At 75.1% G+C, this 21,772-nt stretch carries 23 protein-coding genes; 20 read left to right on the top strand and 3 right to left on the bottom strand.

Annotated features, from left to right (window positions below):
- Nucleotides 1-52: 52 nt before the first annotated feature.
- The 9 genes from HK417_RS19270 (at nucleotide 53) to HK417_RS19230 (ending at nucleotide 7,907) form a co-directional block, all read left to right on the top strand.
- A complete protein-coding gene (locus HK417_RS19270; RefSeq protein ID WP_222269676.1) occupies nucleotides 53-757 on the top strand; it encodes a response regulator transcription factor in 705 nt (234 codons plus the stop codon).
- A 217-nt stretch (nucleotides 758-974) separates the two neighbouring features.
- The gene (locus HK417_RS19265) at nucleotides 975-1,802 is read left to right on the top strand and encodes a ribonuclease HII (protein ID WP_222269674.1); all 828 of its coding nucleotides are present in this window, start codon (nucleotides 975-977) and stop codon (nucleotides 1,800-1,802) included.
- Entirely contained in the window at nucleotides 1,799-2,119 is a 321-nt protein-coding gene (locus HK417_RS19260) for a DUF2469 domain-containing protein (protein WP_222269673.1), read from the top strand. Before HK417_RS19265 ends, HK417_RS19260 begins: the two co-directional genes overlap by 4 nt.
- Nucleotides 2,120-2,268: 149 nt before the next feature.
- Complete coding sequence (locus HK417_RS19255; RefSeq protein WP_222269671.1) at nucleotides 2,269-2,646, top strand: YraN family protein; 378 nt, start codon at nucleotides 2,269-2,271, stop codon at nucleotides 2,644-2,646.
- A complete protein-coding gene (locus HK417_RS19250; RefSeq protein ID WP_222269669.1) occupies nucleotides 2,646-4,166 on the top strand; it encodes a YifB family Mg chelatase-like AAA ATPase in 1,521 nt (506 codons plus the stop codon). The genes HK417_RS19255 and HK417_RS19250 overlap by 1 nt, the downstream gene beginning before the upstream one ends.
- Nucleotides 4,163-5,395, top strand: coding sequence for a DNA-processing protein DprA (gene dprA / locus HK417_RS19245; protein ID WP_222269667.1), 1,233 nt, complete (start codon nucleotides 4,163-4,165; stop codon nucleotides 5,393-5,395). The genes HK417_RS19250 and dprA overlap by 4 nt, the downstream gene beginning before the upstream one ends.
- A gap of 69 nt (nucleotides 5,396-5,464) precedes the next feature.
- The gene (locus HK417_RS19240) at nucleotides 5,465-6,424 is read left to right on the top strand and encodes a tyrosine recombinase XerC (RefSeq protein WP_222269665.1); all 960 of its coding nucleotides are present in this window, start codon (nucleotides 5,465-5,467) and stop codon (nucleotides 6,422-6,424) included.
- Nucleotides 6,425-6,482: 58 nt separating this feature from the next.
- Nucleotides 6,483-7,277 carry an RNA polymerase sigma factor WhiG gene (gene whiG, locus HK417_RS19235; RefSeq protein ID WP_222269663.1) on the top strand — a complete coding sequence of 265 codons (795 nt, stop codon included), beginning with the start codon at nucleotides 6,483-6,485 and terminating at the stop codon, nucleotides 7,275-7,277.
- 120 nt (nucleotides 7,278-7,397) lie between these two features.
- Nucleotides 7,398-7,907: a hypothetical protein gene (locus tag HK417_RS19230; RefSeq protein ID WP_222269661.1), complete on the top strand. Its 510-nt coding sequence runs from the start codon at nucleotides 7,398-7,400 to the stop codon at nucleotides 7,905-7,907.
- Here the strand turns inward: HK417_RS19230 and HK417_RS19225 are convergent.
- The gene (locus HK417_RS19225) at nucleotides 7,827-8,534 is read right to left on the bottom strand and encodes a murein hydrolase activator EnvC family protein (protein WP_222269659.1); all 708 of its coding nucleotides are present in this window, start codon (nucleotides 8,532-8,534) and stop codon (nucleotides 7,827-7,829) included. The genes HK417_RS19230 and HK417_RS19225 overlap by 81 nt on opposite strands.
- A 322-nt stretch (nucleotides 8,535-8,856) precedes the next feature.
- On the opposite strand from HK417_RS19225, the gene rpsB reads away from it, so the two are divergent.
- The 5 genes from rpsB (at nucleotide 8,857) to HK417_RS19200 (ending at nucleotide 13,447) form a co-directional block, all read left to right on the top strand.
- Complete coding sequence (rpsB, locus tag HK417_RS19220) at nucleotides 8,857-9,789, top strand: 30S ribosomal protein S2 (protein ID WP_222269657.1); 933 nt, start codon at nucleotides 8,857-8,859, stop codon at nucleotides 9,787-9,789.
- Between the two features lie 91 nt (nucleotides 9,790-9,880).
- Nucleotides 9,881-10,696 carry a translation elongation factor Ts gene (tsf, locus tag HK417_RS19215; protein WP_222269655.1) on the top strand — a complete coding sequence of 272 codons (816 nt, stop codon included), beginning with the start codon at nucleotides 9,881-9,883 and terminating at the stop codon, nucleotides 10,694-10,696.
- 156 nt (nucleotides 10,697-10,852) lie between these two features.
- On the top strand, nucleotides 10,853-11,641 hold the full coding sequence (pyrH, locus tag HK417_RS19210; protein ID WP_439957934.1) for a UMP kinase: 789 nt from the start codon (nucleotides 10,853-10,855) through the stop codon (nucleotides 11,639-11,641).
- 106 nt (nucleotides 11,642-11,747) lie between these two features.
- Complete coding sequence (gene frr, locus HK417_RS19205; RefSeq protein ID WP_222269653.1) at nucleotides 11,748-12,305, top strand: ribosome recycling factor; 558 nt, start codon at nucleotides 11,748-11,750, stop codon at nucleotides 12,303-12,305.
- A gap of 20 nt (nucleotides 12,306-12,325) precedes the next feature.
- The gene (locus tag HK417_RS19200) at nucleotides 12,326-13,447 is read left to right on the top strand and encodes a phosphatidate cytidylyltransferase (RefSeq protein WP_222269651.1); all 1,122 of its coding nucleotides are present in this window, start codon (nucleotides 12,326-12,328) and stop codon (nucleotides 13,445-13,447) included.
- A gap of 65 nt (nucleotides 13,448-13,512) precedes the next feature.
- Here HK417_RS19200 and HK417_RS19195 read toward each other — a convergent pair whose 3' ends face one another.
- Nucleotides 13,513-14,622, bottom strand: a complete 1,110-nt coding sequence (locus tag HK417_RS19195; protein WP_222269649.1) for a GNAT family N-acetyltransferase — start codon at nucleotides 14,620-14,622, stop codon at nucleotides 13,513-13,515.
- A 60-nt stretch (nucleotides 14,623-14,682) separates the two neighbouring features.
- On the opposite strand from HK417_RS19195, the gene HK417_RS19190 reads away from it, so the two are divergent.
- From HK417_RS19190 to HK417_RS19175, 4 genes are all read left to right on the top strand, one after another.
- Nucleotides 14,683-15,354 (top strand): TrmH family RNA methyltransferase, encoded by a 672-nt coding sequence (locus tag HK417_RS19190; protein ID WP_222269647.1) that lies wholly within the window; start codon nucleotides 14,683-14,685, stop codon nucleotides 15,352-15,354.
- Between the two features lie 133 nt (nucleotides 15,355-15,487).
- On the top strand, nucleotides 15,488-16,786 hold the full coding sequence (locus tag HK417_RS19185; RefSeq protein ID WP_222269645.1) for a hypothetical protein: 1,299 nt from the start codon (nucleotides 15,488-15,490) through the stop codon (nucleotides 16,784-16,786).
- Nucleotides 16,787-16,852: 66 nt separating this feature from the next.
- Nucleotides 16,853-18,031, top strand: a complete 1,179-nt coding sequence (rlmN, locus tag HK417_RS19180; RefSeq protein ID WP_222269643.1) for a 23S rRNA (adenine(2503)-C(2))-methyltransferase RlmN — start codon at nucleotides 16,853-16,855, stop codon at nucleotides 18,029-18,031.
- Complete coding sequence (locus tag HK417_RS19175) at nucleotides 18,028-18,747, top strand: VIT1/CCC1 transporter family protein (RefSeq protein WP_222269641.1); 720 nt, start codon at nucleotides 18,028-18,030, stop codon at nucleotides 18,745-18,747. The genes rlmN and HK417_RS19175 overlap by 4 nt, the downstream gene beginning before the upstream one ends.
- Nucleotides 18,748-18,759: 12 nt before the next feature.
- Here the strand turns inward: HK417_RS19175 and HK417_RS19170 are convergent, their stop codons facing one another.
- Nucleotides 18,760-19,080, bottom strand: a complete 321-nt coding sequence (locus HK417_RS19170) for a DUF2631 domain-containing protein (protein WP_308123710.1) — start codon at nucleotides 19,078-19,080, stop codon at nucleotides 18,760-18,762.
- A 148-nt stretch (nucleotides 19,081-19,228) separates the two neighbouring features.
- Here HK417_RS19170 and dxr point away from each other — a divergent pair, with 148 nt between their 5' ends.
- Together dxr and HK417_RS19160 are read left to right on the top strand one after the other, a co-directional pair.
- The gene (gene dxr / locus HK417_RS19165; protein WP_222269639.1) at nucleotides 19,229-20,437 is read left to right on the top strand and encodes a 1-deoxy-D-xylulose-5-phosphate reductoisomerase; all 1,209 of its coding nucleotides are present in this window, start codon (nucleotides 19,229-19,231) and stop codon (nucleotides 20,435-20,437) included.
- Nucleotide 20,438: 1 nt separating this feature from the next.
- A complete protein-coding gene (locus HK417_RS19160) occupies nucleotides 20,439-21,767 on the top strand; it encodes a M50 family metallopeptidase (RefSeq protein WP_261327326.1) in 1,329 nt (442 codons plus the stop codon).
- Nucleotides 21,768-21,772 lie beyond the last annotated feature (5 nt).

Below are 21,772 nucleotides of genomic sequence, written 5' to 3'. Positions count from 1 at the left end.
GGTCGATGGAATGGCTGACAGAAGCCAGAATTCGAACGGAGAGGTCGGACCCATGTCTGCACCGATGGCCAGTGCCCCCCGCGGGGTGACCCGTGTGCTCATCCTCGCGGATGCGCCGGTCCTGCGGCGGGGGCTGATCGGCATGGTCAACGAGACCCCCGGCCTGCAGGCCGTGGGCGCCCCGGGAGAGCCCCGCCGCGCGCTCACCCTCGCCGAGTCGGCCCGCCCCGACGCCGTGGTGGTGGAACTGGGCTCCGGCCGGGCCGCCACCCTCAACGCCTGCCGCGACCTCCGCCGCCGCTTTCCGCAGATCTCGATCGTGGCCCTGGCCACGTCCGAGGACCCGGCCGTGGTCAACGAGGCGCTGGCCGCCGGTGTCCGCGGCTACCTGCTGATGAACACCTCCCCGACGCTGCTCGGCTGGTCGGTCCTCGCCGCCCGCGCCGGGCGCACGGTGGTGGACCCGCAGATCCGGCGCACCGAAGGTGGCGCCGAGCCGGTCGCCCGGGAGGTGACGCCCGAGGTGCCCCTGACCCGCCGGGAGTCCGACGTCCTCGACGAGCTGCTCCAGGGGCAGTCGAACCGGCAGATCGGCAAGAACCTGTTCATCAGCGAGGACACCGTCAAGTCCCACGTCAAGGCGATCCTGCGCAAGCTCGGCGCCCGCGACCGGGCGCACGCGGTCTCCCTCGTGCTCTCCGCCCGCCACCCGGGCTGCAGCTGCGGCACGCACTCCTTCACCTCCTCCGGCCTCTGACCGGAGGGCCGTCGTCGGTCCGGGCACCTGGTTCCGCGGTACCCGGACCGACTGGGTTCGCCGGGGCGGCACGCCCGTCCCCGGCCGGCCGACCGGTCCGGCGTCGCCGGCCGGGAGGTCACCCGCGAGCCGGTCCCCCGTTCCCCCGGGGACCGGCTCGTCCCGTTCTCCATGGCCTCTCCTGCCCGCCCGCCGGCCGACGTAGGGTCGGCAGGCGATGGCTGCCCGATCCGCGCCCCCGGCCTCCACCCGAGCTCCCGACGACGGCGTCTCCGACGCCCTGTGGGCGATGGAGCGCTCGCTGCGGCAGCGGGGCTTCCCCGCGGTCGCCGGTGCCGACGAGGCCGGCCGTGGCGCGTGCGCCGGCCCGCTCGTGGCCGCCGCGTGCGTGCTGCCCGCCGGGCGGCGTGGCCGCGTGCCGGGGCTGGCGGACTCCAAGCTGCTCACCGCGGCTGCCCGTGAGCGGGTCTACGCCGAGGTCGTCGACCGAGCGGTGGCGTGGTCGGTGGTGGTCATCCCGGTGCCCGAGCTGGACGCCCGGGGCATGCACGTCACCAACGTCGAAGCGCTGCGCCGCGCCGTCCGGGTCCTGCAGCCCGGGCCCGACTACGTGCTCACCGACGGCTTCCCGGTCAGCGGGCTGTGCCGGCCCACGCTCGCCGTGTGGAAGGGGGACCGGGTCGCGGCCTGCGTCGCCGCGGCCTCGGTGCTGGCCAAGGTGACCCGGGACCGGATGATGCTGGAGCTGCACGACCGCTTCCCGGAGTACGGGTTCGACGTGCACAAGGGCTACATCACCGAGGCGCACAGTCAGGCCCTGGACCGGCACGGGCCGTGCCCCGAGCACCGCATGCGCTTCGTCAACGTGGTCCGGGCGCGCGAGGCACACGCCGGGCGGATGCTGCCGCTGCCGACTGCTGGGGCGATGGACGATGATGGACTGGTGCTCCTCCCGACCGACGCTCCGTCGTCCCCGTCCGCGCCCCCGCTGTCCGCAGCCGGGCTCGTGGCCGCAACCCCGTCCCTCGTGGAGCACGCGCGATGAGCACCGAGGACCTCGAGAAGTACGAGACCGAGATGGAGCTGCAGCTCTATCGCGAGTACAAGGACATCGTCCGGCAGTTCTCCTACGTCGTGGAGACCGAGCGGCGGTTCTACCTGGCCAACAGCGTCGACCTCCAGGTGCGCGAGGCCGGCGGCGAGGTGTTCTTCGAGCTGAACCTCTCCGACGCGTGGGTGTGGGACATGTACCGCCCGGCCCGCTTCGTGAAGAACGTCCGGGTGGTGACGTTCAAGGACGTCAACGTCGAGGAGCTGGACAAGCCCGACCTCGAGCTGCCCGACGGCCCCCGTCTGCCCTGAGCCGCACGCGGTCGTGCTGAGGTAGGTCACCCGCTCAGCCGACCAGCCGCTGACCGTCCCGCGCCGGTCGTCGTCCACAACCGGGCCCTCCGTCCACAGATCCCTCGCCGGGCTCCCGCGGGCCGGTGCGGGCCCAGCACCGTGGCGGCGTGAGCACAGACGAGCGACCCCCGGCGCGGCGCGCCGCCCTGGGTGCCTACGGCGAGCGGATCGCCGTACGCGCCCTCACCGACTCCGGTCTGCACGTCCTGGACCGCAACTGGCGCTGCCGGGACGGTGAGCTGGACGTGGTCGCCCGGGACGGCGACGCCCTGGTCTTCTGCGAGGTCAAGACCCGCTCGGGCACCGGCTACGGCACCCCCGCCGAGGCGGTGACGCCGGCCAAGCGACGGCGCCTGCGCCACCTGGCGCGGGCGTGGCTCGACGCGCACGACCACCACGCCCCCGACCTGCGGTTCGACGTGGTGGGCGTGGAGGTCCCCGCCGCGGGGCCGGCCCGGGTCACCCATCTGCGGAACGCGTTCTGATGGCGCTGGCACGCACGTGGTCGGTGGGCCTGGTCGGGGTGCACGGCGCGATGGTCGAGGTGGAGGTCGACCTGGCGCCGGGCGTGCCGACGGTGGTGCTCGTCGGCCTGCCCGACGCCGTGGTCCGGCAGTCGATCGACCGGGTCCGGGCCGCGGTGGTCAACGTCGGGCACGAGTTCCCGCTGCGCCGGGTCACGATCGGGCTGTCCCCGGCGGCCATGCCCAAGCAGGGGAGCGGGTTCGACCTGGCACTCGCGGTCGCCGTGCTCGCCGGCACCCGGGTGGTGCCCGCCGACCGGGTGCGGGACCTGGTGCTGCTCGGCGAGCTCGGGCTCGACGGCGGCGTCCGCGCGGTCCGCGGGGTCCTCCCGGCGGTGCTGGCGGCCGCCCGGGCCGGGCACGGCAGCGTCGTCGTCCCGCGGGACAACGCCGACGAGGCCGCGCTGGTCGAGGGCATCGAGGTGCTCGCGGCCGGCAGCCTGGCGCAGGTGGTGGCCCATCTCGCGGGCCGGACGCCGATCCCCGGGCACACCCGCTCGGCGGCACCTGAGGCCCCGCCCGGGCCCGACCTCGCCGACGTCGTGGGGCAGGCGGCCGGCCGGCGGGCGGTGGAGGTGGCCGCCGCCGGCGGGCACCACGTGTTCCTCAGCGGCCCCCCCGGGGCCGGGAAGACGATGCTGGCCGAGCGCCTGCCCGGCCTGTTGCCGCCGCTGGACGAACGGTCGTCGCTGGAGGTGACCGCGATCGCCTCGATCGCCGGGACCCTGCCACCGGGTGCGCCGCTGGTCACCCGCCCGACCTTCGAGGCGCCCCACCACTCGGCCTCGACCGTCGCGCTCGTCGGCGGCGGCTCGGGCCAGATCCGGCCGGGTGCGCTGTGCCGGGCCCATCTGGGCGTGCTCTTCCTCGACGAAGCCCCCGAGTTCCCGCGGGCGGTGCTGGACACGCTGCGCCAGCCGCTGGAGCGCGGGGAGGTCACCATCCACCGGGCCTCGGGCTCGGCGACCTTTCCCTGCCGGGCCCAGTTGGTGCTCGCCGCCAACCCGTGTCCGTGCGCGAGTGCGGCCGGTGACGTGGCCTGCACGTGCAGCCCGCTGGAGCGGCGCCGCTACCAGTCCCGGCTCTCGGGACCGCTGCTCGACCGGATCGACCTGCGGGTGCAGCTGCCGGCGGTGACCCGGGCGGCCTGGCTGGACGGGCTGGCGCCGCCGGAGTCCACCGCCGTGGTCGCCCGGCGGGTCCGGGTGGCACGTTCGGCCGCGGCGAGCCGGCTGGCCGGCACGGGCCTGGCCGTCAACAGCCAGGTCCCGGGCCGGTTGCTGCGCGAGCGCTGGCCCGTGCCCCGTGGCGCGCTTGCGCTGGCCGAGCGGGCGCTGGAGCGGGGGTCGCTGTCGGTCCGCGGCTTTGACCGCGTGCTCCGGGTCGCCTGGACCCTCGCCGACCTCGCCGGGGCGACCAGCCCGCGGGCCGAGCACGTCGCCGAGGCCCTGGGCATGCGACTCCAGCGGGCAGCCGCATGAGCACCCTCGATGAGGACCTCGCGGACCCCGGGCCCGCGATCGACGGCGGGGTGCCGCCGGCGGTGCGGCGCGCCCGGGCCTGGCTGAGCCGGGCCGCGGAGCCGGGGTCGGTCGGTTTCTGGCGGTTCGTGGACCGGGAGGGCCCGCTGGAGGCGGTCCGCCGCATCCGGTCGGGCCGCGCGCCCGCTCCGGTCCTGGGGCTCGTCGGCGCCCGGGCGGAGCAGGACCAGAGCCTGGCCGACCTGCGCAGCGCCGAGCGGTGCGGCGCGCGGCTGGTCGTCCCCGAGGACGACGAGTGGCCGGCGTTCCCGCTGCACTCGCTGACCCTCGCCACCGCCGCGGAGCCGGACGATCCCAGGAGCCAGTCGCCACGGACGGTGGCGCCGGTGCCCCCGGTCGCGCTGTGGGTCCGTGGGCCGCGGCGGCTCGACGAGCTCGCCGACCGGGCGGTGGCGGTCGTCGGGGCGCGGGCGTGCACCGCGTACGGCGAGCACGTCGCCGGCGAGCTCGGCCACCAGCTGGGGGAGCGGGGCTGGACGGTGGTGTCCGGCGGCGCCTTCGGGATCGACGCCGCCGCCCACCGGGGCGCGCTGGCCGCGGGCGGGCCGACGATCGCCGTGCTCGCCTGCGGGGTCGACCGGCCCTACCCCGCCGGTAACGGGGCGCTGCTGAACCGGATCGCCGACAGCGGGCTGGTGGTGAGCGAGTGGCCACCGGGCGCCGCGCCGCACCAGCACCGCTTCCTGGTGCGCAACCGGCTGATCGCCGCGCTCACCCGGGGCACCGTGGTCGTCGAGGCGGCCGCTCGGTCCGGCGCGGCGGCGACCGCGCACCGGGCCCGGAAGCTGGGCAAGCAGGTCATGGTGGTGCCCGGGCCGGTGACCTCGGCGATGTCCGTGGGCTGCCACGAGCTGCTCCGCGACCGGGAGGCGGAGGCCGTCCTGGTGGCCTCCGCGGCGCACGTGCTCGACGCCGTGGGCTCGTTCGGGCACGACCTGGCCCAGCCCGCCGAGCGGGCGGCGGACCCGCGAGACGGGTTGTCGGACGTCGCCCGGCGGGTGCTCGACGCCTGCCCGGTGCGGATCGGGGTCCCGCCGGAGCGGTTGGCGTCGGTCGCCGGGGTCGACGCCGTCGACGTGCTGCGGGTGCTGCCCGGGCTCGAGCTCGCCGACCTGGTGGAGTGGACCGGCACGGGCTGGCGGCTCCGGCGTGTGCGGAGTGCGCGCTGAGCCGGCGGCGACGGGGCCGGTGCGGCGCGCCCCGTTGACCGCCTGCGGGAGCCCCCGCAGGCTCGGGACATGGCCGCCGGGACCGCACAGATGCGCGCCGCGCTGCCCCCCGCCCTCGCCGAGTCGCTGGACGGCTGGGAGGAGCACCTGCGGCTGGAGCGCGACCTGTCCGACCACACGGTGCGCGGGTACCTCGGTGACGTCGTCTCGCTGCTGGACCACCTGGTGCGGCGCAGCGGGACCACCGTCGCCGACCTCGACCTCGCGACCCTGCGCAGCTGGCTGGCCGCGGGCCGGACCCGGGGCGACGGCCGCGCCACCACGGCGCGGCGAGCGGCCTCGGCCCGGTCATTCACCGCCCACCTGCGCCGCACCGGCCAGACCGCCGAGGACGTCGGGCTCCGCCTGGCCAGCCCCCGGGCCCACCGCACCCTCCCCGACGTGCTCGGGACCGAGCAGGCCCGGGCCGTGATGGAGCAGGCCGGCGGCGCTCCCGCCGAGGACGAGTCCCCGGAGGAGGCCGCGCTGCGGCTGCGCAACGCCCTGGTGCTCGAGCTGCTCTACGCCAGCGGCGTGCGGGTCGGCGAGCTCGTCGGTCTGGACGTCGACGACGTCGACCGCGGGCGCCGGCTGCTGCGGGTGCTCGGCAAGGGACGCAAGGAGCGCAGCGTCCCCTTCGGCGCGCCGGCGGCCGCCGCCGTCGACGCCTGGCTGACCCGCGGGCGGCCGGTGCTGGCCACCGAGGGCAGCGGCCCGGCGCTGCTGCTCGGCGCGCGCGGTGGGCGGCTGGACGCCCGCGAGGCGCGCCGGGTGGTGCACGCAGCGGTGGCGGCGGCACCGGGGACACCGGACATCGGCCCGCACGGGCTGCGGCACTCCGCGGCCACCCACGTGCTGGAGGGCGGCGCCGACCTGCGCTCCGTCCAGGAGCTGCTGGGGCACGCTAGCCTCGCCACCACGCAGGTCTACACGCATGTGACGGTGGAGCGGCTCCGTGCGGTGCACGCGCGGGCGCACCCGCGGGCCTGAGAAGGTGTCCCGGGAACGGGGCGATGCCGCGGTCGGGGACCGCACGGAGGGGAGTCCGGTGTCTGAGGCGACAGTGCACGTCGGTGGCAGTGAGGGCACGGACGCGGCGGTGGCCGACCTGTGGGCGCGCTACGTCGTCGACCGGGACAGCGCGCTGCGCGACCGGCTGATCCTGCACTACGCGCCGCTGGTCAAGTACGTCGCCGGCCGGGTCGGGAGCGGCCTGCCGGCGCACGTCGAGCAGGCCGACCTGGTCTCCTACGGCACGTTCGGCCTCATCGACGCGATCACCCGGTTCGAGCCGTCCCGGGAGATCAAGTTCGAGAGCTACGCGATGGCCCGGATCCGCGGCGCGATCATCGACGAGCTGCGCTCGACGGACTGGATCCCGCGCTCGGTGCGCATGAAGGCCCGGCAGTTCGAGCGCACGGTCGCCGCGCTGGAGAGCCAGCTGCGGCGCAGCCCGACCGACGAGGAGATCGCCGCGGCGATGGACCTGGACGTCGAGGAGGTGCGCAAGTTCCTCGGCCAGCTGTCCCTGGTCAACGTCGTCGCCCTCGACGAGCTGCTGGTCGACGACGACGGCTCGGCGCCCCGCCTGGTCGACACCCTGCAGGACTCCAGTGCCCTCGACCCGCAGGCGATGGCCGAGCACGGGGAGGCCCGGCAGCTGCTGGCCCGCGCCGTGGAGCAGCTGCCCGACCGGGAGAAGGTCGTGGTCAGCCTCTACTACTTCGAGGGGCTCACCCTGGCCGACATCGGCCGGGTCCTCGGCGTGACGGAGAGCCGGATCTGCCAGCTGCACACCAAGGCGGTCCTGCACCTGCGCACCAAGCTCGTCGACATGGCCTGACCGCGTCGTCGGCACCAAGTGACGGCCGGATGGCCACATGTGCCGTGCCGCCTGCAGGTTCGGGTGTCGTGTTCGTCACATCTTGTTTCTCTGTGGGCGCCCTGTGGGCAGTGTCGGCCCATGGCAGCAAATGCACGACCTTCTTCCGGCGCTGACGCGCTGCACCACGACGACCGCGCGAAGCCGACGGGCGCCTACGTCGCCATCGCCGGCATCGCCCTCTTCTTCATCGCCACGTTCCTCGACTGGGTGTCGACCACCGGTGACCAGGCGACCTCGGCGAGCGGCTACGAGGCCGACACCGTCATCGCGTTCACCGCGTTCCTCGGCGTGGGCCTGGCGGCCGCGCTCCTCTACGCACTGCAGCGCGCCCGCCGCAACCAGCACCGCGGCCTGACCCTGACGACCATGGCCGTCGGCTTCGCCGCCGTCCTGCTGTCCCTCGGCTACGTCTTCGACGCCCCGGGCGCCTTCGAGCGCGGGGCGGACCTGAACACCGAGATTGGTGCGTGGATCGGCCTCCTCGGCGGCCTCCTGTGGGCAGCGGGCTCAGCCCTGTTCGCCAAGGAGGTCGAGGGTGACGACCACCGCACCCTCGACCGCAGCCAGCCGGTGCACGCCGACCGCTGATCCGTCTCGCCCCGCGCAGCCACTGAGCCGCGCGGTACGCCGAGGGCCGGCGTCGCTCCCCACCGGGGGCGACGCCGGCCCTCGGCGTTGCTGCCTCGCCCGTGCCTCCACCCGCCGGCCGTCGCCCCACGGCAGCAGCCGCACCCGTGGTGGGGAGAGCCGGGAGAGCGGGTCCAGGTAGGTGCCCGCGCGGCGCAGCCCCCAGTGCAGGCAGGCGGCGGCCGGGCAGCCGGCGTGCCCGGGCAGCAGCACCCCCAGCGGCGCGCCGCGGGTCACCGCCCGGCCCGCCGCGACCCCTGCCCGCACCGGCTCGTACGTCGTCCGCAGGCCGCCGGGGTGGTCGACGCTCACCACCGGCCGCCCCGCGACCATCCCGGCGAAGGCCACCACGCCGTCCGCCGCGCTGAGCACCGGGGCGCCGTCGGCACCGGCCAGGTCCACGCCGCGGTGCCCGGCCGCGTAGGGACCGGGCGGGGGCTCGAACCAGCGCGTCACGACCGGTGGCCCGGCCAGCGGCCAGGACCACGTGCCGGAGGGAGCCGGCGGGGGCGCGGCGGCAGCGGTGGCGGGACCCGCCAGGACCGCGACGACGGCTCCGAGCACGGCGAGCAGGCGGCGGGCGGTCACCCGGGGAATCGTGCCCCGTTGGGAGTCCCGCCGGGGCCCGGGACGGCCGGTTGTGGACCGCAGCCGCCCCTGGGGACGGCCGGTCCGGGCCGTTCGGGGGAGCGCGTATGCTCGTCGACGCGGTCCGCCTCTGGTGGACCGACTTCGCGTGTCCTCTTCTCGCTGCTGCAGCGGGGCAGTCGCCACCTCGGTCCCGACCTCTCCGGCGGGTTCGGTGGCGCGGCCGGACACCAGGGCAGCGCCCCACCGGGGCGTGTGCGACAACCGAGCAGCGCGGTCCCGGCCACCGGTCGCCCGCGCACGAGAAGGAAGGCGGCGCCACGTGGCAGTCGTCAGCATGAAGAACCTGCTCGACAGCGGGGTCCACTTCGGGCACCAGACCCGGCGCTGGAACCCGAAGATGAAGCGGTTCATCTTCACCGAGCGCAACGGCATCTACATCATCGACATCCAGCAGACGCTGGGTTACATCGACCAGGCCTACGAGTTCGTGAAGCAGACCGTCGCCCACGGCGGTTCGATCATGTTCATCGGCACCAAGCGCCAGGCGCAGGAGGTCATCGCCGAGCAGGCGACCCGCGTCGGCATGCCCTACGTGAACCAGCGCTGGCTGGGCGGCATGCTGACCAACTTCCAGACCGTCTTCAAGCGGCTGGAGCGCCTCCGCGAGCTCGAGGACCTCGAGCAGACCGGCGCCCTGGTCAGCCTGTCGAAGAAGGAGCAGCTGGTCCTCTCCCGCGAGAAGGCCAAGCTCGAGCGCTCCCTCGGCGGCATCCGCGACATGAAGAAGGTGCCCAGCGCCGTCTGGATCGTGGACACCAAGAAGGAGCACATCGCCGTCGGTGAGGCCCGCAAGCTGGGCATCCCCGTCGTGGCGATCCTCGACACCAACTGCGACCCCGACGAGGTCGACTACAAGATCCCCGGCAACGACGACGCCATCCGCAGCACCGCCCTGCTGACCCGCGTCATCGCCGACGCGGTCGCCGACGGCCTCATGGCCCGCTCGGCCGCGCAGGCCAACGCCGGTCGCACCGAAGACGGCGCCGAGACCCCGGCCGTCGGCGGCGGCGAGCCGCTGGCCGACTGGGAGCGCGAGCTCCTCACCGGCCAGACCGGCGACGCCCCGGCCACCGAGCTGCCGGAGACCCCGGCCGCGCCGCCGGCCGTCACCGCCGAGGAGGTCGCCCCGGTCGAGGGCGTGCCCGCCACCGGCAGCACCGAGACCGGCACCCAGGGCGCCCAGAACGGCTGAAGCGCCGGCGCCGCTCCCCACGGCCCCCAGTGGGCGGGGAGCGGCGCCGCCGCACGTCCGCACCCAGCACACCACTCCAGAAGGAAGTGACATGCCCGCCTTCACCGCAGCCGACGTCAAGCGCCTCCGCGACGCCACCGGCGCCGGCATGATGGACGCCAAGAAGGCCCTGACCGAGGCCGACGGCGAGTACGACAAGGCCGTCGAGTTCCTGCGGATCAAGGGCGCCAAGGACGTCGGCAAGCGCCTCGAGCGCTCGACGACCAACGGCGTCGTCGTCAGCAAGGGCGGCGCGCTGCTCGAGCTCGACTGCGAGACCGACTTCGTCGCCAAGAACGCCGACTTCGTCGCGCTGGCCGAGAAGCTCCTCGACCTCGCGATCACCGAGAAGCCGGCCGACGTCGCGGGCCTGCTGGCCACCGAGGTCGACGGCCAGACCGTCGAGAAGCTGATCGAGGCCGAGTCGGTCCGCATCGGCGAGAAGCTGGTCCTCTCCCGGTTCGCCGTCTTCGAGGGCACCACCGCCGTCTACCTGCACAAGCGCGCCACCGACCTGCCCCCGGCCATCGGTGTCGCGGTGCAGTACTCCGGTGGCAACGAGGAGGCGGCGCGCTCCCTGGCGATGCACATCGCCGCCGCCCGTCCGCGCTACCTGACCCGCGAGGAGGTCCCCGCCGAGGCGGTGGAGACCGAGCGCCGGGTCGCCGAGCAGACGGCGAAGGAGGAGGGCAAGCCCGAGCAGGCGATCAGCAAGATCGTCGAGGGTCGGGTCAACGCCTACTACAAGGACTTCGTCCTGCTGGAGCAGCCCTCCATCACCGAGCCCAAGCGCACCGTGAAGCAGGTCGCCGGCGACGCCGGACTGACCGTCGAGCGGTTCGTCCGGTTCGAGGTCGGCCAGGCCTAAGCACGAGCAGTAGATCGGCCCCGCTGCAGGGGCCCGCGCCGAGCTTGCGAGGCGTGGGGGGCAGCGGGGTCCTTCTGCTGTCCGGACGGTGCGGAGGACCCCGCGCCGCCGATGCGGCAGGATCCGATCCAGACGACACCGACCCGAGGGACGAACGTGACCGACACGACGGCTGCCAGCAACCCGGAGGGCCTGCTGTTCGCGCCCGCCGCCTCCGCCCCCGCCGACGGCAGCGGCTACCGGCGGGTGCTGCTCAAGCTCTCCGGTGAGGCGTTCGGCGGCGGCAGCGTCGGCGTCGACGGCGGCATCGTGCACAACATCGCCGAGCAGCTCGCCGAGGTCGTGCACGGCGGCACCCAGGTGGCCGTGGTCGTGGGCGGTGGCAACTTCTTCCGGGGCGCCGAGCTCGCCGAGGCCGGCATGGACCGCCGGCACGCCGACTACATGGGCATGCTCGGCACGGTCATGAACTCCCTCGCCCTGCAGGCGTTCTGCGAGCAGGTCGGCCTGGAGACCCGGGTGCAGACGGCGATCACCATGGGGCAGGTCGCCGAGCCCTACATCCCGCGCAAGGCCGTCCGGCACATGGAGAAGGGCCGGCTGGTCATCTTCGGCGCCGGGGCGGGGATGCCCTACTTCTCCACCGACACCGTCGCCGCGCAGCGCGCGCTGGAGATCGGCTGCCAGGTGCTGCTCATGGCCAAGAACGGCGTCGACGGCGTCTACGACGACGACCCGCGGACCAACCCGTCCGCCACCATGTACGACGACCTGGACTACGGCACGGTCCTGGCCAAGCAGCTCAAGGTCGCCGACGCGACGGCGATCAGCCTGTGCATGGACAACAGCATGCCGATCGTCGTGTTCAACCTGCTGAAGGACGGCAACATCGCTCGTGCGGTCGCAGGTGAGAAGATCGGCACGCTGATCAGTCAGCCGGTCTGACCCGGCGGCGACCGGGTACGGACGACGGTCGCCGGACGTCGCCCACACCCACGCAGCAACCCATCCCGGCCAGTACGGCGGCAGCCGCCGCAGGAGGAGTGAACCCGTGATCGACGACACCCTGCTCGACGCCGAGGAGCGGATGGACAAGGCCCTGTCGGTCGCCCGCGAGGACCTCGGTTCCGTCCGTACCGGCCGCGCCGCCCCCTCGATGTTCAACAAGATCATCGTGGACTACTACGGGTCGCCCACGCCGGTGCCGCAGATGGCCTCGATCAGCGTCCCCGAGGCGCGGATGGCCGTCATCAAGCCCTACGACGCCAGCCAGCTGAACGCCATCGAGAGGTCCATCCGCGACTCCGACCTGGGCGTGAACCCCACCAACGACGGCTCGCTGATCCGCGTGATCTTCCCGCAGCTGACCGAGGAGCGCCGCCGCGACCTGGTGAAGGTGGCCCGGCACAAGGGCGAGGAGGCGAAGGTCGCCATCCGCAACGTCCGCCGGCGGGCCAAGGAGGAGCTGGACCGCATCGCCAAGGACGGCGAGGCCGGTGAGGACGACGTCCGGCGGGCGGAGAAGGAGCTCGACGACCTGACCGCCACCCATGTCGCCAGCATCGACGAGGCGATGAAGAACAAGGAAGCCGAACTGCTCGACGTCTGACCCGGTCCCCGGACGCCGCCGTGATCCGCCGCCACGACCGCCCCGAGCACGTCGGCTCGGGGCGCGAGCCTGCCCGCGGCCGGTCCGGCCTGGCCGAGCCGCGGACCGGTGACGCCCCGGCGGCGGTCAGCGGTCCCTCGACGGTGGGGCTGCCGGAGGCCGCGCCGGAGCGCCGGAGCGGGCGTCCCCCGGTCCCGCCGCCCGCTGCCCGCGGAGCCGCGCGACCGACACCGGCGCCCCGGCCGGCGCCGCCCGCGGCGGACGCCGCCGGCGAGCCGGCGCGGCCCGCGGCGGACGTCGCCGCCGAGCCGGTGGACCAGCCGCCCCGCGCCCCCGGCCGGGCCGGCCGCGACATGGCGGCCGCGGTCAGCGTCGGGGCCGGCCTCGGCGGCGTCGTCCTGGCGACGCTGCTGGTGTGGCGCCCGTCGTTCCTGCTGGTGCTCGTCGCGGCCGTGGTGATCAGCATCGTCGAGCTGAGCCGGGCCCTGCGGGCCGGCGGGCAGCAGTCCCCGCTGACCCCGGTCCTGGTCGGCGCGGTCCTGATGCTGGCGCTCGCCTGGACCCGCGGTGCCTCCGGGCTGGTGGTCGGCTTCCTGCTGACCGTCGTCGCCGTCCTGGTCTGGCGGCTGGCGGACGGCCCGGTCGGCTACCTCCGGGACGCCTCGGCCGCCGTGCTCGTCGCCCTGTACGTCCCCCTGCTCGCCGGTTTCGCCGCCCTGCTCCTCGTGCCCGACGACGGCGTGGCCCGGGTGCTCGCGTTCATCGTCACGGTGGTCTGCAGCGACGTCGGCGGGTTCGCCGCGGGCGTGCGGTTCGGCAAGCGCCCGCTGGCGCCGTCGGTCAGCCCCAAGAAGTCGTGGGAGGGCCTCGCCGGCTCGGTGGCCGCGTGCGTGCTCGTCGGGGTCCTGCTGATGATCCTGACCTTCCACGGCCCCTGGTGGGGCGGGGTGCTCTTCGGGGTGGCCATCGCGCTCACCGCCACCCTCGGTGACTTGGGTGAGTCGCTGATCAAGCGCGACCTGGGCATCAAGGACATGGGCAACCTGCTGCCCGGGCATGGCGGGCTGATGGACCGGATGGACTCGCTGCTGCCCTCCGCGGCGGTCGCCTGGCTCATCCTCTCGGTCGTCGCGCCGGTGTAGAACGACCCCGTTCTCCCCGCGCTTCGCGAGCTCAGCGCGGGACCCGGAACGGGGCCGAGGAGCAGTCAACGCAGGCTGACCGCCTCCCAGGTCTGGGCCACCACCGAGAACCCCCGGCGCGCGTACCACTCCCGCGGCCAGTCCAGGACCGCGGCCTCCAGCAGCACCAGGTCGCACCCGGCCGCCGCCGCCCGGCCCAGCGCAGCCGCCACCAGCGCGTCCCCATGGCCCTGCCGGCGGGCCGCCGGGTCCGTCACGACCGACTCGATCCAGGCCGTCGCGCCGTCGATCCGGAGCTGGGCGGTGGCGACCACCCGGCCACCTTCCTGGACGGCGAGGTCGGTGACCGCGACGACCCGGTCGGTGCGGTGCTCCCGGCCCACCAGCTGGGCGACCACCTCGTCCAGTTCGGCGCCCAGCTCGGTCAGCTCCCGGCGCCACTGCGCGTCCCACAGCCCGTGCACCGCCTCCTGCGGCACGGCCTCGACCCGTGGCGGCGGACCTTCGGGGAAGGGCGCCCAGCGGGCCATCACGACCGTGGGGGAGACCTCCCAGCCCCGTTGCTCCAGCTCGGCGGCGACCGGTGCGGAGCCGGGGTGCAGCAGGGTGGCCGCGGCCGCCGGCCAGCCGGCCCGGGCCGCCACGTCCGACGTCACCGCCTCGACCGCGCCGGCGTCGGCCAGGGCGGTGAGCAGGACCCGGTTGTCGTCCCGCGAGTGCGGGAAGGCGGGATCGGCCACGGCGAAGCCGCCGGGCAGGTCCTGCACCTGCGGCGCCCGGCGGACCGGCAGCGAGACCATCAGCGCCCTGGCCCGCGCGTCGGCGTCCCCCGGGTCGGGCAGCTCCAGCGGAACTCCCGCCCGCCACGGCACCACCGCGACCACGGCGGAAGTGGGCAGCTCGCCGTACAGGTGCGGGAACCGCATGCTCCCCGGGTCGCCGGGGTCGCCGGGCTCCCAGCGCACCGGTGCGGTCAGCCGCCGCGGATCGACCACCAGCAGGACGACGTCCCGCCGCCCCGGGAAGAGCCGGGCCGCGGGCAGGTGGACCTGGCCCGGCGCCGACAGGTGCACGAAGCCCTCGGTGACCAGCGACGGCGGGCGGACCGCCCCCGCGGACAGCGCCGCCCGCCAGTCGCCCGGCGTGATCAGGTGCACCAGCAGGTCAGCGGGCACGTGCGTCCTCCCGGCGTCCGCGGTCCGTCGTCCCGGACCCAGGTGGCAGCATGCCCGGCGATGAGCGAGGACTCCGTACCCGGCCCGACCGAGTGGGGCACGTCGGTCGGCGTCGGCCCGTGGGCGGGCCCCTGGCCCGACGACGACCGCTACGACCCCGTGCTGCTGGCCGAGGGCGACCGGCGCAACGTCGCCGACCGGTACCGCTACTGGACCCTCGAGGCGATCGTCGCCGACCTGGACCAGCGCCGGCACCCCTTCCACGTCGCCATCGAGAACTTCGGGCACGACCTGAACATCGGGACGGTGGTGCGGACGGCGAACGCGTTCCTCGCCGCGGAGGTGCACGTCGTCGGCCGCCGTCGGTGGAACCGCCGCGGCGCGATGGTCACCGACCGCTACCAGCACCTGCGCCACCACCCCGACGTGGCCGGGCTGGCCGCGTTCGCCCGCGCGGCCGGTCTGACGGTCGTGGCGGTCGACAACGGTCCCGGCGCGGTCGCGCTGGAGACCGCCGGGCTGCCCCGGCAGTGCGTCCTGCTGTTCGGCCAGGAGGGACCCGGCCTCACCCCGCAGGCTCGGGCGGCCGCCGACCTCACCGTGTCCATCGCGCAGTTCGGCTCGACGCGCTCGCTGAACGCCGGGGTGGCCGCGGGGATCGCCATGCACGCCTGGGTCCGGCAGCACGCGGACGTGTCCCGGGTGCCTGGCGACATCGCACCAATTCCGTGACGCGGCGTCGTCACATGTGACCGCCCGTCGCGCGGTGCCCGCGCCAGGCCGTGCGGGAGCATCGCTGGACGGATCCGGTCGATGACGCCGGCCGCGCTCGGCGGCCGGCGACGACCGCCGGGGAGGAGTGCGGATGGCGTCGCGACGAGCGCGGGGGGACGGTTCTCCGACGACGACGGAGACCGGGGTCCCCGGGCCTCGGTCGGACGACGCGGCGACCGCGCTCCCGACCGAGGCCGCGGCCGGCCGGGAGCCGGCGATCGTGCCCGCCCCCCGGGAGGGCGAGCCCGCCGATCCCGCGTCGGCGTGGGACGAGGTCTGGCTGCCGCAGTGGACCGCCCCGGAGCCCGCCCCGGCCGAACCGGCCATCGAGGACGGCGGCAGCACACCGGAGGACGCGACCGGCCGCGAGGCGCTGGTGCGCGCGGCCCTGGAGTTGGACGCCGAGCTGCAGGCGCTGCGTCCCGAGGAGGACGAGCGGACCGACCGGCAGGCCGAGGAGGAGCGTGCCGCCCTCCGCCTGGCCGCCGAGGTGCTCGCCGCCGAGTCGGCCCGCGCGACCGAGCCGGCCGCTGAGCTCGACGAGCCCACGGCGGAAGAGCCGGCCCCGGCGGAGGGGGTAGAGCAGGCGGAGGTCGTGGCCGTCCGCACGCCTCCCGTCGCGCCCCGGTGGCGCGCCCGCATCCTGGTCCCGCTGGCCGTGCTGCTCGTCGCCGCGGGCGTCGGCCTGGCCTCGGCCGGGGGCTCCGACCCGGAGCGACCGGCCGTCGCGGCCGCCGAGCAGGACACCGGGGGAGCCGCCACCACCGCACCGGGTGCCGGGCGGGCCCGGACGCCGAGCCCCGCCGTCCCGACGGCTCCCGTCTCCGCCGTCCCGACGGCTCCCGTCTCCGCCGTCCCGACGGCTCCCGTTCCCGCCGCCGAGGCCATCGACCCGGTGGCGACCACGCCGCAGCCCTCGGCCGGAGCCGTCTGGGTCAAGGGCACCACCAGCGCGGCGGGCCGGGCGTCCGTCGTCCCCCGGGTGCGCCCGTCCGCGGCCGCCCAGGCGCCGGCCGACGTGGCAGTGCCCGGCGGTGCCGTCGTCGTCGCCCCGCCGGCCGGGGAGCCTCCGGTCGTGAACCAGGACCTCGTCGGGCTCGATCCGGCGGCGCCCCAGCCGGTCGGCCCGGAGACCGCCGTCCCCGGACGGACGGCGACCGCGCCGGGGACGGCGACGACCAGCGCAGAGGCCCCGTCCACGGCGGTCCCGACGGCGACGGAGGCCACCGCGACGGCCACGACGACCGAGACCAGCGCCCCGGCCACCACGACCGAGGCCGCTCCGACGGGCACGACTCCGGAGGCCACCACGACGGCCGACCCTGCGGGCACCTCCACGGAGGCCACGGCCACGGCGACGACTCCGGAGATCCCGACCGTCCAGCCCTGAGGCCGGGAGCCATCTCACCCGCGCGCGGCGGCCCCGCAGCCAGCGGGGTGGGACCATGGAGGCGCCATGACTGCCCTGCCGCTCGTCTTCGACGCTCCCCGCCGTGCCAAGCCGCCGCGCCACCTCGCCGACCTGACCCGGGAGGACGCCCGCGCCGCGGTCGCCGAGCTGGGGCACCCGGCCTTCCGCGCCGACCAGCTGGCCCGGCACTTCTACGCCGGGGTCACCGACCCGGCCCGGATGACCGACGTGCCGGCGGCCGCGCGCGCGGACCTCGCCGAGGCGCTGCTGCCGGGGCTGCTGACGCCCGTCCGGCACCTGGAGGCCGACGGCGGGCGCACCCGCAAGACGCTGTGGCGGCTGCACGACGGCGCCCTCGTCGAGAGCGTGCTCATGCGCTACCCGGACCGCGCCACCGTGTGCATCTCCAGCCAGGCCGGGTGCGGCATGGCCTGCCCGTTCTGCGCCACCGGCCAGAGCGGCCTCACCCGCAACCTCTCCGCCGCCGAGATCATCGGCCAGGCCGTCGCGGCGGCCGCGGCGATGGCCGACGGGGAGATCGCCGGCGGCCCGGGCCGGCTGTCCAACGTGGTGTTCATGGGCATGGGCGAGCCGTTGGCCAACTACGCCCGGGTCCGCAAGACCCTCGACGCGCTCGTGACCCCCGCGCCGTACGGCCTCGGGCTGTCGCAGCGGTCGGTGACGGTGTCCACGGTCGGCCTGGTGCCGGCCATCCGGAAGCTGACCGAGGAGGGGCTGCACGCCACCCTCGCGGTCAGCCTGCACGCCCCCGACGACGAGCTGCGCGACACCCTGGTGCCGATCAACACCCGCTGGAACGTCGCCGAGGTGCTCGCCGCCGCGGACGACTACGGCCGCCGCACCGGCCGCCGGTACTCGATCGAGTACGCGCTCATCCGCGACGTGAACGACCAGCCGTTCCGCGCCGACCTGCTCGGCACGCTGCTGGCCAGGCGACTGGCCCACGTGAACCTCATCCCGCTGAACCCCACCCCGGGCAGCAAGTGGGACGCGAGCCCGCTGCCGGCCCAGCGCGAGTTCGTGGCGCGGCTGCGCGCCGCGGGCGTGCCGACGACGGTGCGCGACACCCGCGGCCAGGACATCGACGGCGCCTGCGGGCAGCTGGCCGCCGCCGACCGGGTGGACGGCGTCCCCACCATCGCGACCCCGGTGCCGGGGATCGAGGAGAGCGTGCCCCTGGGGGCGGAGTCGGACCTGACGTGAGCACCGGTGCGCTGCCCGGCGCGGAGGCGCACGAGCACACGCACGCGGACGTGTCCGGCGGATGGCTGCGGGCCGCCGTCTTCGGTGCCATGGACGGGCTGGTGACCAACACCGCGCTGGTCTCCGGGGTCGGGGCCGGCGGGGCGTCCGCCCAGACCGTGGTCCTGTCCGGCATGGCCAGCCTGGTCGCCGGCGCCGTCTCCATGGCGCTGGGCGAGTACACGTCGGTGACCACCCAGAACGAGCAGCTCGAGTTCGAGGTCGCCAAGGAGCGCCAGGAGCTGCTGCGCAACCCGGAGGGCGAGCGCCGCGAGCTGGTCGAGCTGCTCCGGGCCCGCGGGGTGGACGACGAGCTGGCCGAGCGGGTCTCGGTGCAGCTGTCCCGCGACCCGGAGACCGCGCTGCGGCTGCACGTCGTGGCGGAGATCGGGCTCAACCCGGAGGACACCCCCTCGCCGCGGGTGGCCGCGGTGTCCTCGTTCGTCACCTTCGCGGCCGGCGCGGCGGTGCCCCTGCTGCCGTACCTGCTCGGGATGTCCGTGCTCTGGCTGGCGCTGGTGTGCGGAGGTGCCGGGCTCGCCCTCGCCGGTGCGCTGTCCGCCCGGTTCACCCCGCGCCCGTGGTGGTGGGCCGCGCTGCGCCAGTTGCTGTTCGGGGCCGTCGCCGCCGGCGCGACCTACCTGGTCGGCACGGCGATCGGCGTCACCGTCAGCTGAGCAGGTCCTCCGTCAGCGGGAGCGCCAGGAGTTCTTCCGCCGGCGGACGTCCCACAGCGCGATGCCGACCATGGTCAGCGCCAGGGCGAGCAGCCAGAGGTCCTCGACCCGGCCCTCGTGGTTGCCGACCAGCATCACCAGCAGGCTCACGATCGGGAGCCACACCAGGCGGCGGCCCCACTTGCCCATCTCCCCGTGCCAGCCCCAGTCCTCGGGGTGCTCGTGGGTGATCGGCGTCTCGCCCGCGCGGACGACGCCCTCCTCGCGCATGGGCTGCTCGACCACCCGCGCGCTGGTCTGGTGGCCCTGTCCCCGTCCGCTGTGCTCGCTCACGTGGCTTCCTCGCTGGCGCTCGTCGGCCGCGTTCGCGGCGCTGCTGGTCGTCTCGGTGAGCTCGCAAGCTCGCTTCCGTGGCCATGATGACAGGCCCGCCACGCGCGCACCGGACGGGCGGGGGAGCGCGTCTTGCGAGGATGGCCTGGTGAGTTCACCGCAGAGCAGCCCGCGGACGGTCACCGTCCTCGGGTCCACCGGGTCCATCGGCCGGCAGGCGATCGACGTCGTCCGGCAGAACCCCGACCGGCTGCGGATCACCGGCCTGGCGGCCGGCGGCGGGGACGTCGGGCTGCTGGCCGAGCAGGCCCTGTCGCTGGGCGTGCGCACCGTGGCCGTGGCCCGGGCGACCGCCGCGCAGGACCTGCAGCTGGCCTTCTACGCCGCCGCGCAGCAGCGGGGCTGGGCGCAGGGCAGGTACGCCCTGCCGGAGATCCTCGCCGGTCCGCGCGCCGCCGAGGAGCTCGCCGCCCGCCCGGCCGACGTCGTCCTCAACGGCATCACCGGCTCCATCGGGCTGGGGACGACCCTCTCCGCGCTGCGCGCCGGGCGCACGGTCGCGCTGGCCAACAAGGAGTCCCTGGTCGCCGGCGGCGCGCTGGTCACCGCCGCGGCGGCGCCGGGGCAGCTGGTGCCGGTCGACTCCGAGCACTCCGCGCTGGCGCAGTGCCTGCGGGGCGGGGCGCGCCAGGAGGTGGCCCGGCTGGTGCTCACCGCCAGCGGCGGGCCGTTCCGCGGCCGCTCCGCAGCCGAGCTCGCCGGGGTCACCCGGGAGCAGGCGCTGGCCCACCCCACCTGGGACATGGGCCCGGTCGTCACCATCAACTCCGCGACCCTGGTCAACAAGGGGCTGGAGCTGATCGAGGCGCACCTGCTCTTCGGCGTCCCGTACGCCGACATCGACGTCGTCGTGCACCCGCAGTCGATCGTGCACTCGATGGTGACCTTCACCGACGGTGCGACCATCGCCCAGGCGAGCCCGCCGGACATGCGGCTGCCCATCGCGCTCGCGCTGGCCTGGCCGGACCGGCTGCCGCACGTGCAGCCCGCCCTGGACTGGTCGACCGCGAGCACCTGGGAGTTCCTGCCGCTGGACGCCGAGGTCTTCCCCGCCGTCCGACTCGCCCGGCAGGCGGGTGAGGCCGGCGGCGTCGTCCCGGCGCTCTACAACGCCGCGAACGAGGAGGCGGTCGCCGCGTTCGCCGCCGGACGCCTCTCGTTCCCAGCCATCGTCCAGGTCATCGCGCGTACCCTCGACGCCGCGCCGGACCTCGGCGCACCGACCTGCGTCGAGGACGTGCTGGCCGCCGAGAGGTGGGCTCGGGAGCACGCCCGCGCCGCCATCGCCGGAGGCTGAGCTGAACGGGTTCCTCCTGACGGTCCTGGGGATCGTCGCGTTCGCGATCGGCCTGCTGTTCTCGATCGGCTTCCACGAGTTCGGCCACTTCTTCTGGGCCCGCAGGTTCGGCATGCGGGTGCCCCAGTTCATGGTCGGCTTCGGCCCGACCGTCGCCTCGTTCCGCCGGGGCGAGACCGAGTACGGCATCAAGGCCGTCCCGCTCGGCGGCTACATCCGGATCGTCGGCATGATCCCGCCGGCGGAGGAGCACGAGAGCAAGCGCGCCACCCGGATGCGCAGCTTCATCGCCGAGGTGCGCGGCCAGGCGCTCAACGACGTCCTGCCCAGCGACGGCGACCGGGTCTTCTACAAGAAGCCCTGGTGGCAGCGGGTCATCGTGATGTTCGCCGGCCCCTTCCACAACCTGGTGCTCGCCGTCATCTTCTTCACCGTCGTCCTGGTGGGCTTCGGCATCCCGGGGACGACGACCACCATCGCCGCCGTCCCCGAGTGCGTGCTGCCGGCCACCTCGAGCGCCACCACCTGCCCCGAGGACGCGCCCCCCTCGCCCGCCGCCGCGGCCGGGCTGCGCGCCGGGGACACGATCGTGGCGATCGACGGCGAGCCGGTCAGCCAGCAGCCCGACGAGGGCTGGACGCAGGTCCAGGGCGCCATCCGGGGCAGCATCGACACCCCCGTCGTCGTGACCGTCGAGCGGGACCGGGACGGCACCGCCCGGCGGCTGGACCTGACCGTCACGCCGATCGCCAACACCGTCTACGTCGACGCCGACGACGACGGGGAGGCCGACGGCACCGACACCGTCGGCTACGTCGGCGTGAGCGCCGCGCAGACCTACGTGCAGCAGCCGGTCAGCGCGGTGCCGGGCTTCCTCGGCGACCGGCTGGTCCAGTCGGTGGACAAGCTCGTGGAGATGCCCCAGCGCATCCCCGCGCTGTTCCGCGCCACGTTCCTCGGCGAGGAGCGCGACCCGAACGGCCCGATCGGCGTCGTCGGGGTGAGCCGGCTCTCCGGTGAGGTCTTCGCCTACGCCAACTTCACCACCACCGAGAAGATCAGCTTCTTCTTCCAGCTGCTGGCCGGCGTCAACCTGGTGCTGTTCCTGTTCAACCTGCTGCCCATCTACCCGCTCGACGGCGGGCACGTGGCCGGCGCGCTCTACGAGAAGGCCCGGGCCACCGTCGCCCGGCTGCGCGGCCGCCCGGACCCCGGACCCTTCGACATCGCCCGGCTGATGCCGGTCGCCTACGTCGTCGCCGGCGCGTTCGTCGTGCTGTCCGGGCTGCTCCTGATCGCCGACATCGTCAACCCCATCACCCTGCAGTAATGGAA

This window comes from Modestobacter marinus, assembly GCF_019799945.1.
Classification (GTDB): Bacteria; Actinomycetota; Actinomycetes; order Mycobacteriales; family Geodermatophilaceae; genus Modestobacter; species Modestobacter marinus_B.
The sequence above is the reverse complement of the archived record's forward strand: the minus strand, read 5'-3'. Positions and strand labels throughout refer to the sequence as shown.

Excerpts from the sequence above, each read along its gene's own strand:
- HK417_RS19270 (WP_222269676.1), top strand. The coding sequence starts at position 53 with ATGTCTGCACCGATGGCCAGTGCCCCCCGCGGGGTGACCCGTGTGCTC.
- HK417_RS19265 (WP_222269674.1), top strand. The coding sequence starts at position 975 with ATGGCTGCCCGATCCGCGCCCCCGGCCTCCACCCGAGCTCCCGACGAC.
- HK417_RS19260 (WP_222269673.1), top strand. The coding sequence starts at position 1,799 with ATGAGCACCGAGGACCTCGAGAAGTACGAGACCGAGATGGAGCTGCAG.
- HK417_RS19250 (WP_222269669.1), top strand. The coding sequence starts at position 2,646 with ATGGCGCTGGCACGCACGTGGTCGGTGGGCCTGGTCGGGGTGCACGGC.
- dprA (WP_222269667.1), top strand. The coding sequence starts at position 4,163 with ATGAGCACCCTCGATGAGGACCTCGCGGACCCCGGGCCCGCGATCGAC.
- HK417_RS19240 (WP_222269665.1), top strand. The coding sequence starts at position 5,465 with ATGGCCGCCGGGACCGCACAGATGCGCGCCGCGCTGCCCCCCGCCCTC.
- HK417_RS19230 (WP_222269661.1), top strand. The coding sequence starts at position 7,398 with ATGGCAGCAAATGCACGACCTTCTTCCGGCGCTGACGCGCTGCACCAC.
- tsf (WP_222269655.1), top strand. The coding sequence starts at position 9,881 with ATGCCCGCCTTCACCGCAGCCGACGTCAAGCGCCTCCGCGACGCCACC.
- HK417_RS19190 (WP_222269647.1), top strand. The coding sequence starts at position 14,683 with ATGAGCGAGGACTCCGTACCCGGCCCGACCGAGTGGGGCACGTCGGTC.
- HK417_RS19185 (WP_222269645.1), top strand. The coding sequence starts at position 15,488 with ATGGCGTCGCGACGAGCGCGGGGGGACGGTTCTCCGACGACGACGGAG.
- rlmN (WP_222269643.1), top strand. The coding sequence starts at position 16,853 with ATGACTGCCCTGCCGCTCGTCTTCGACGCTCCCCGCCGTGCCAAGCCG.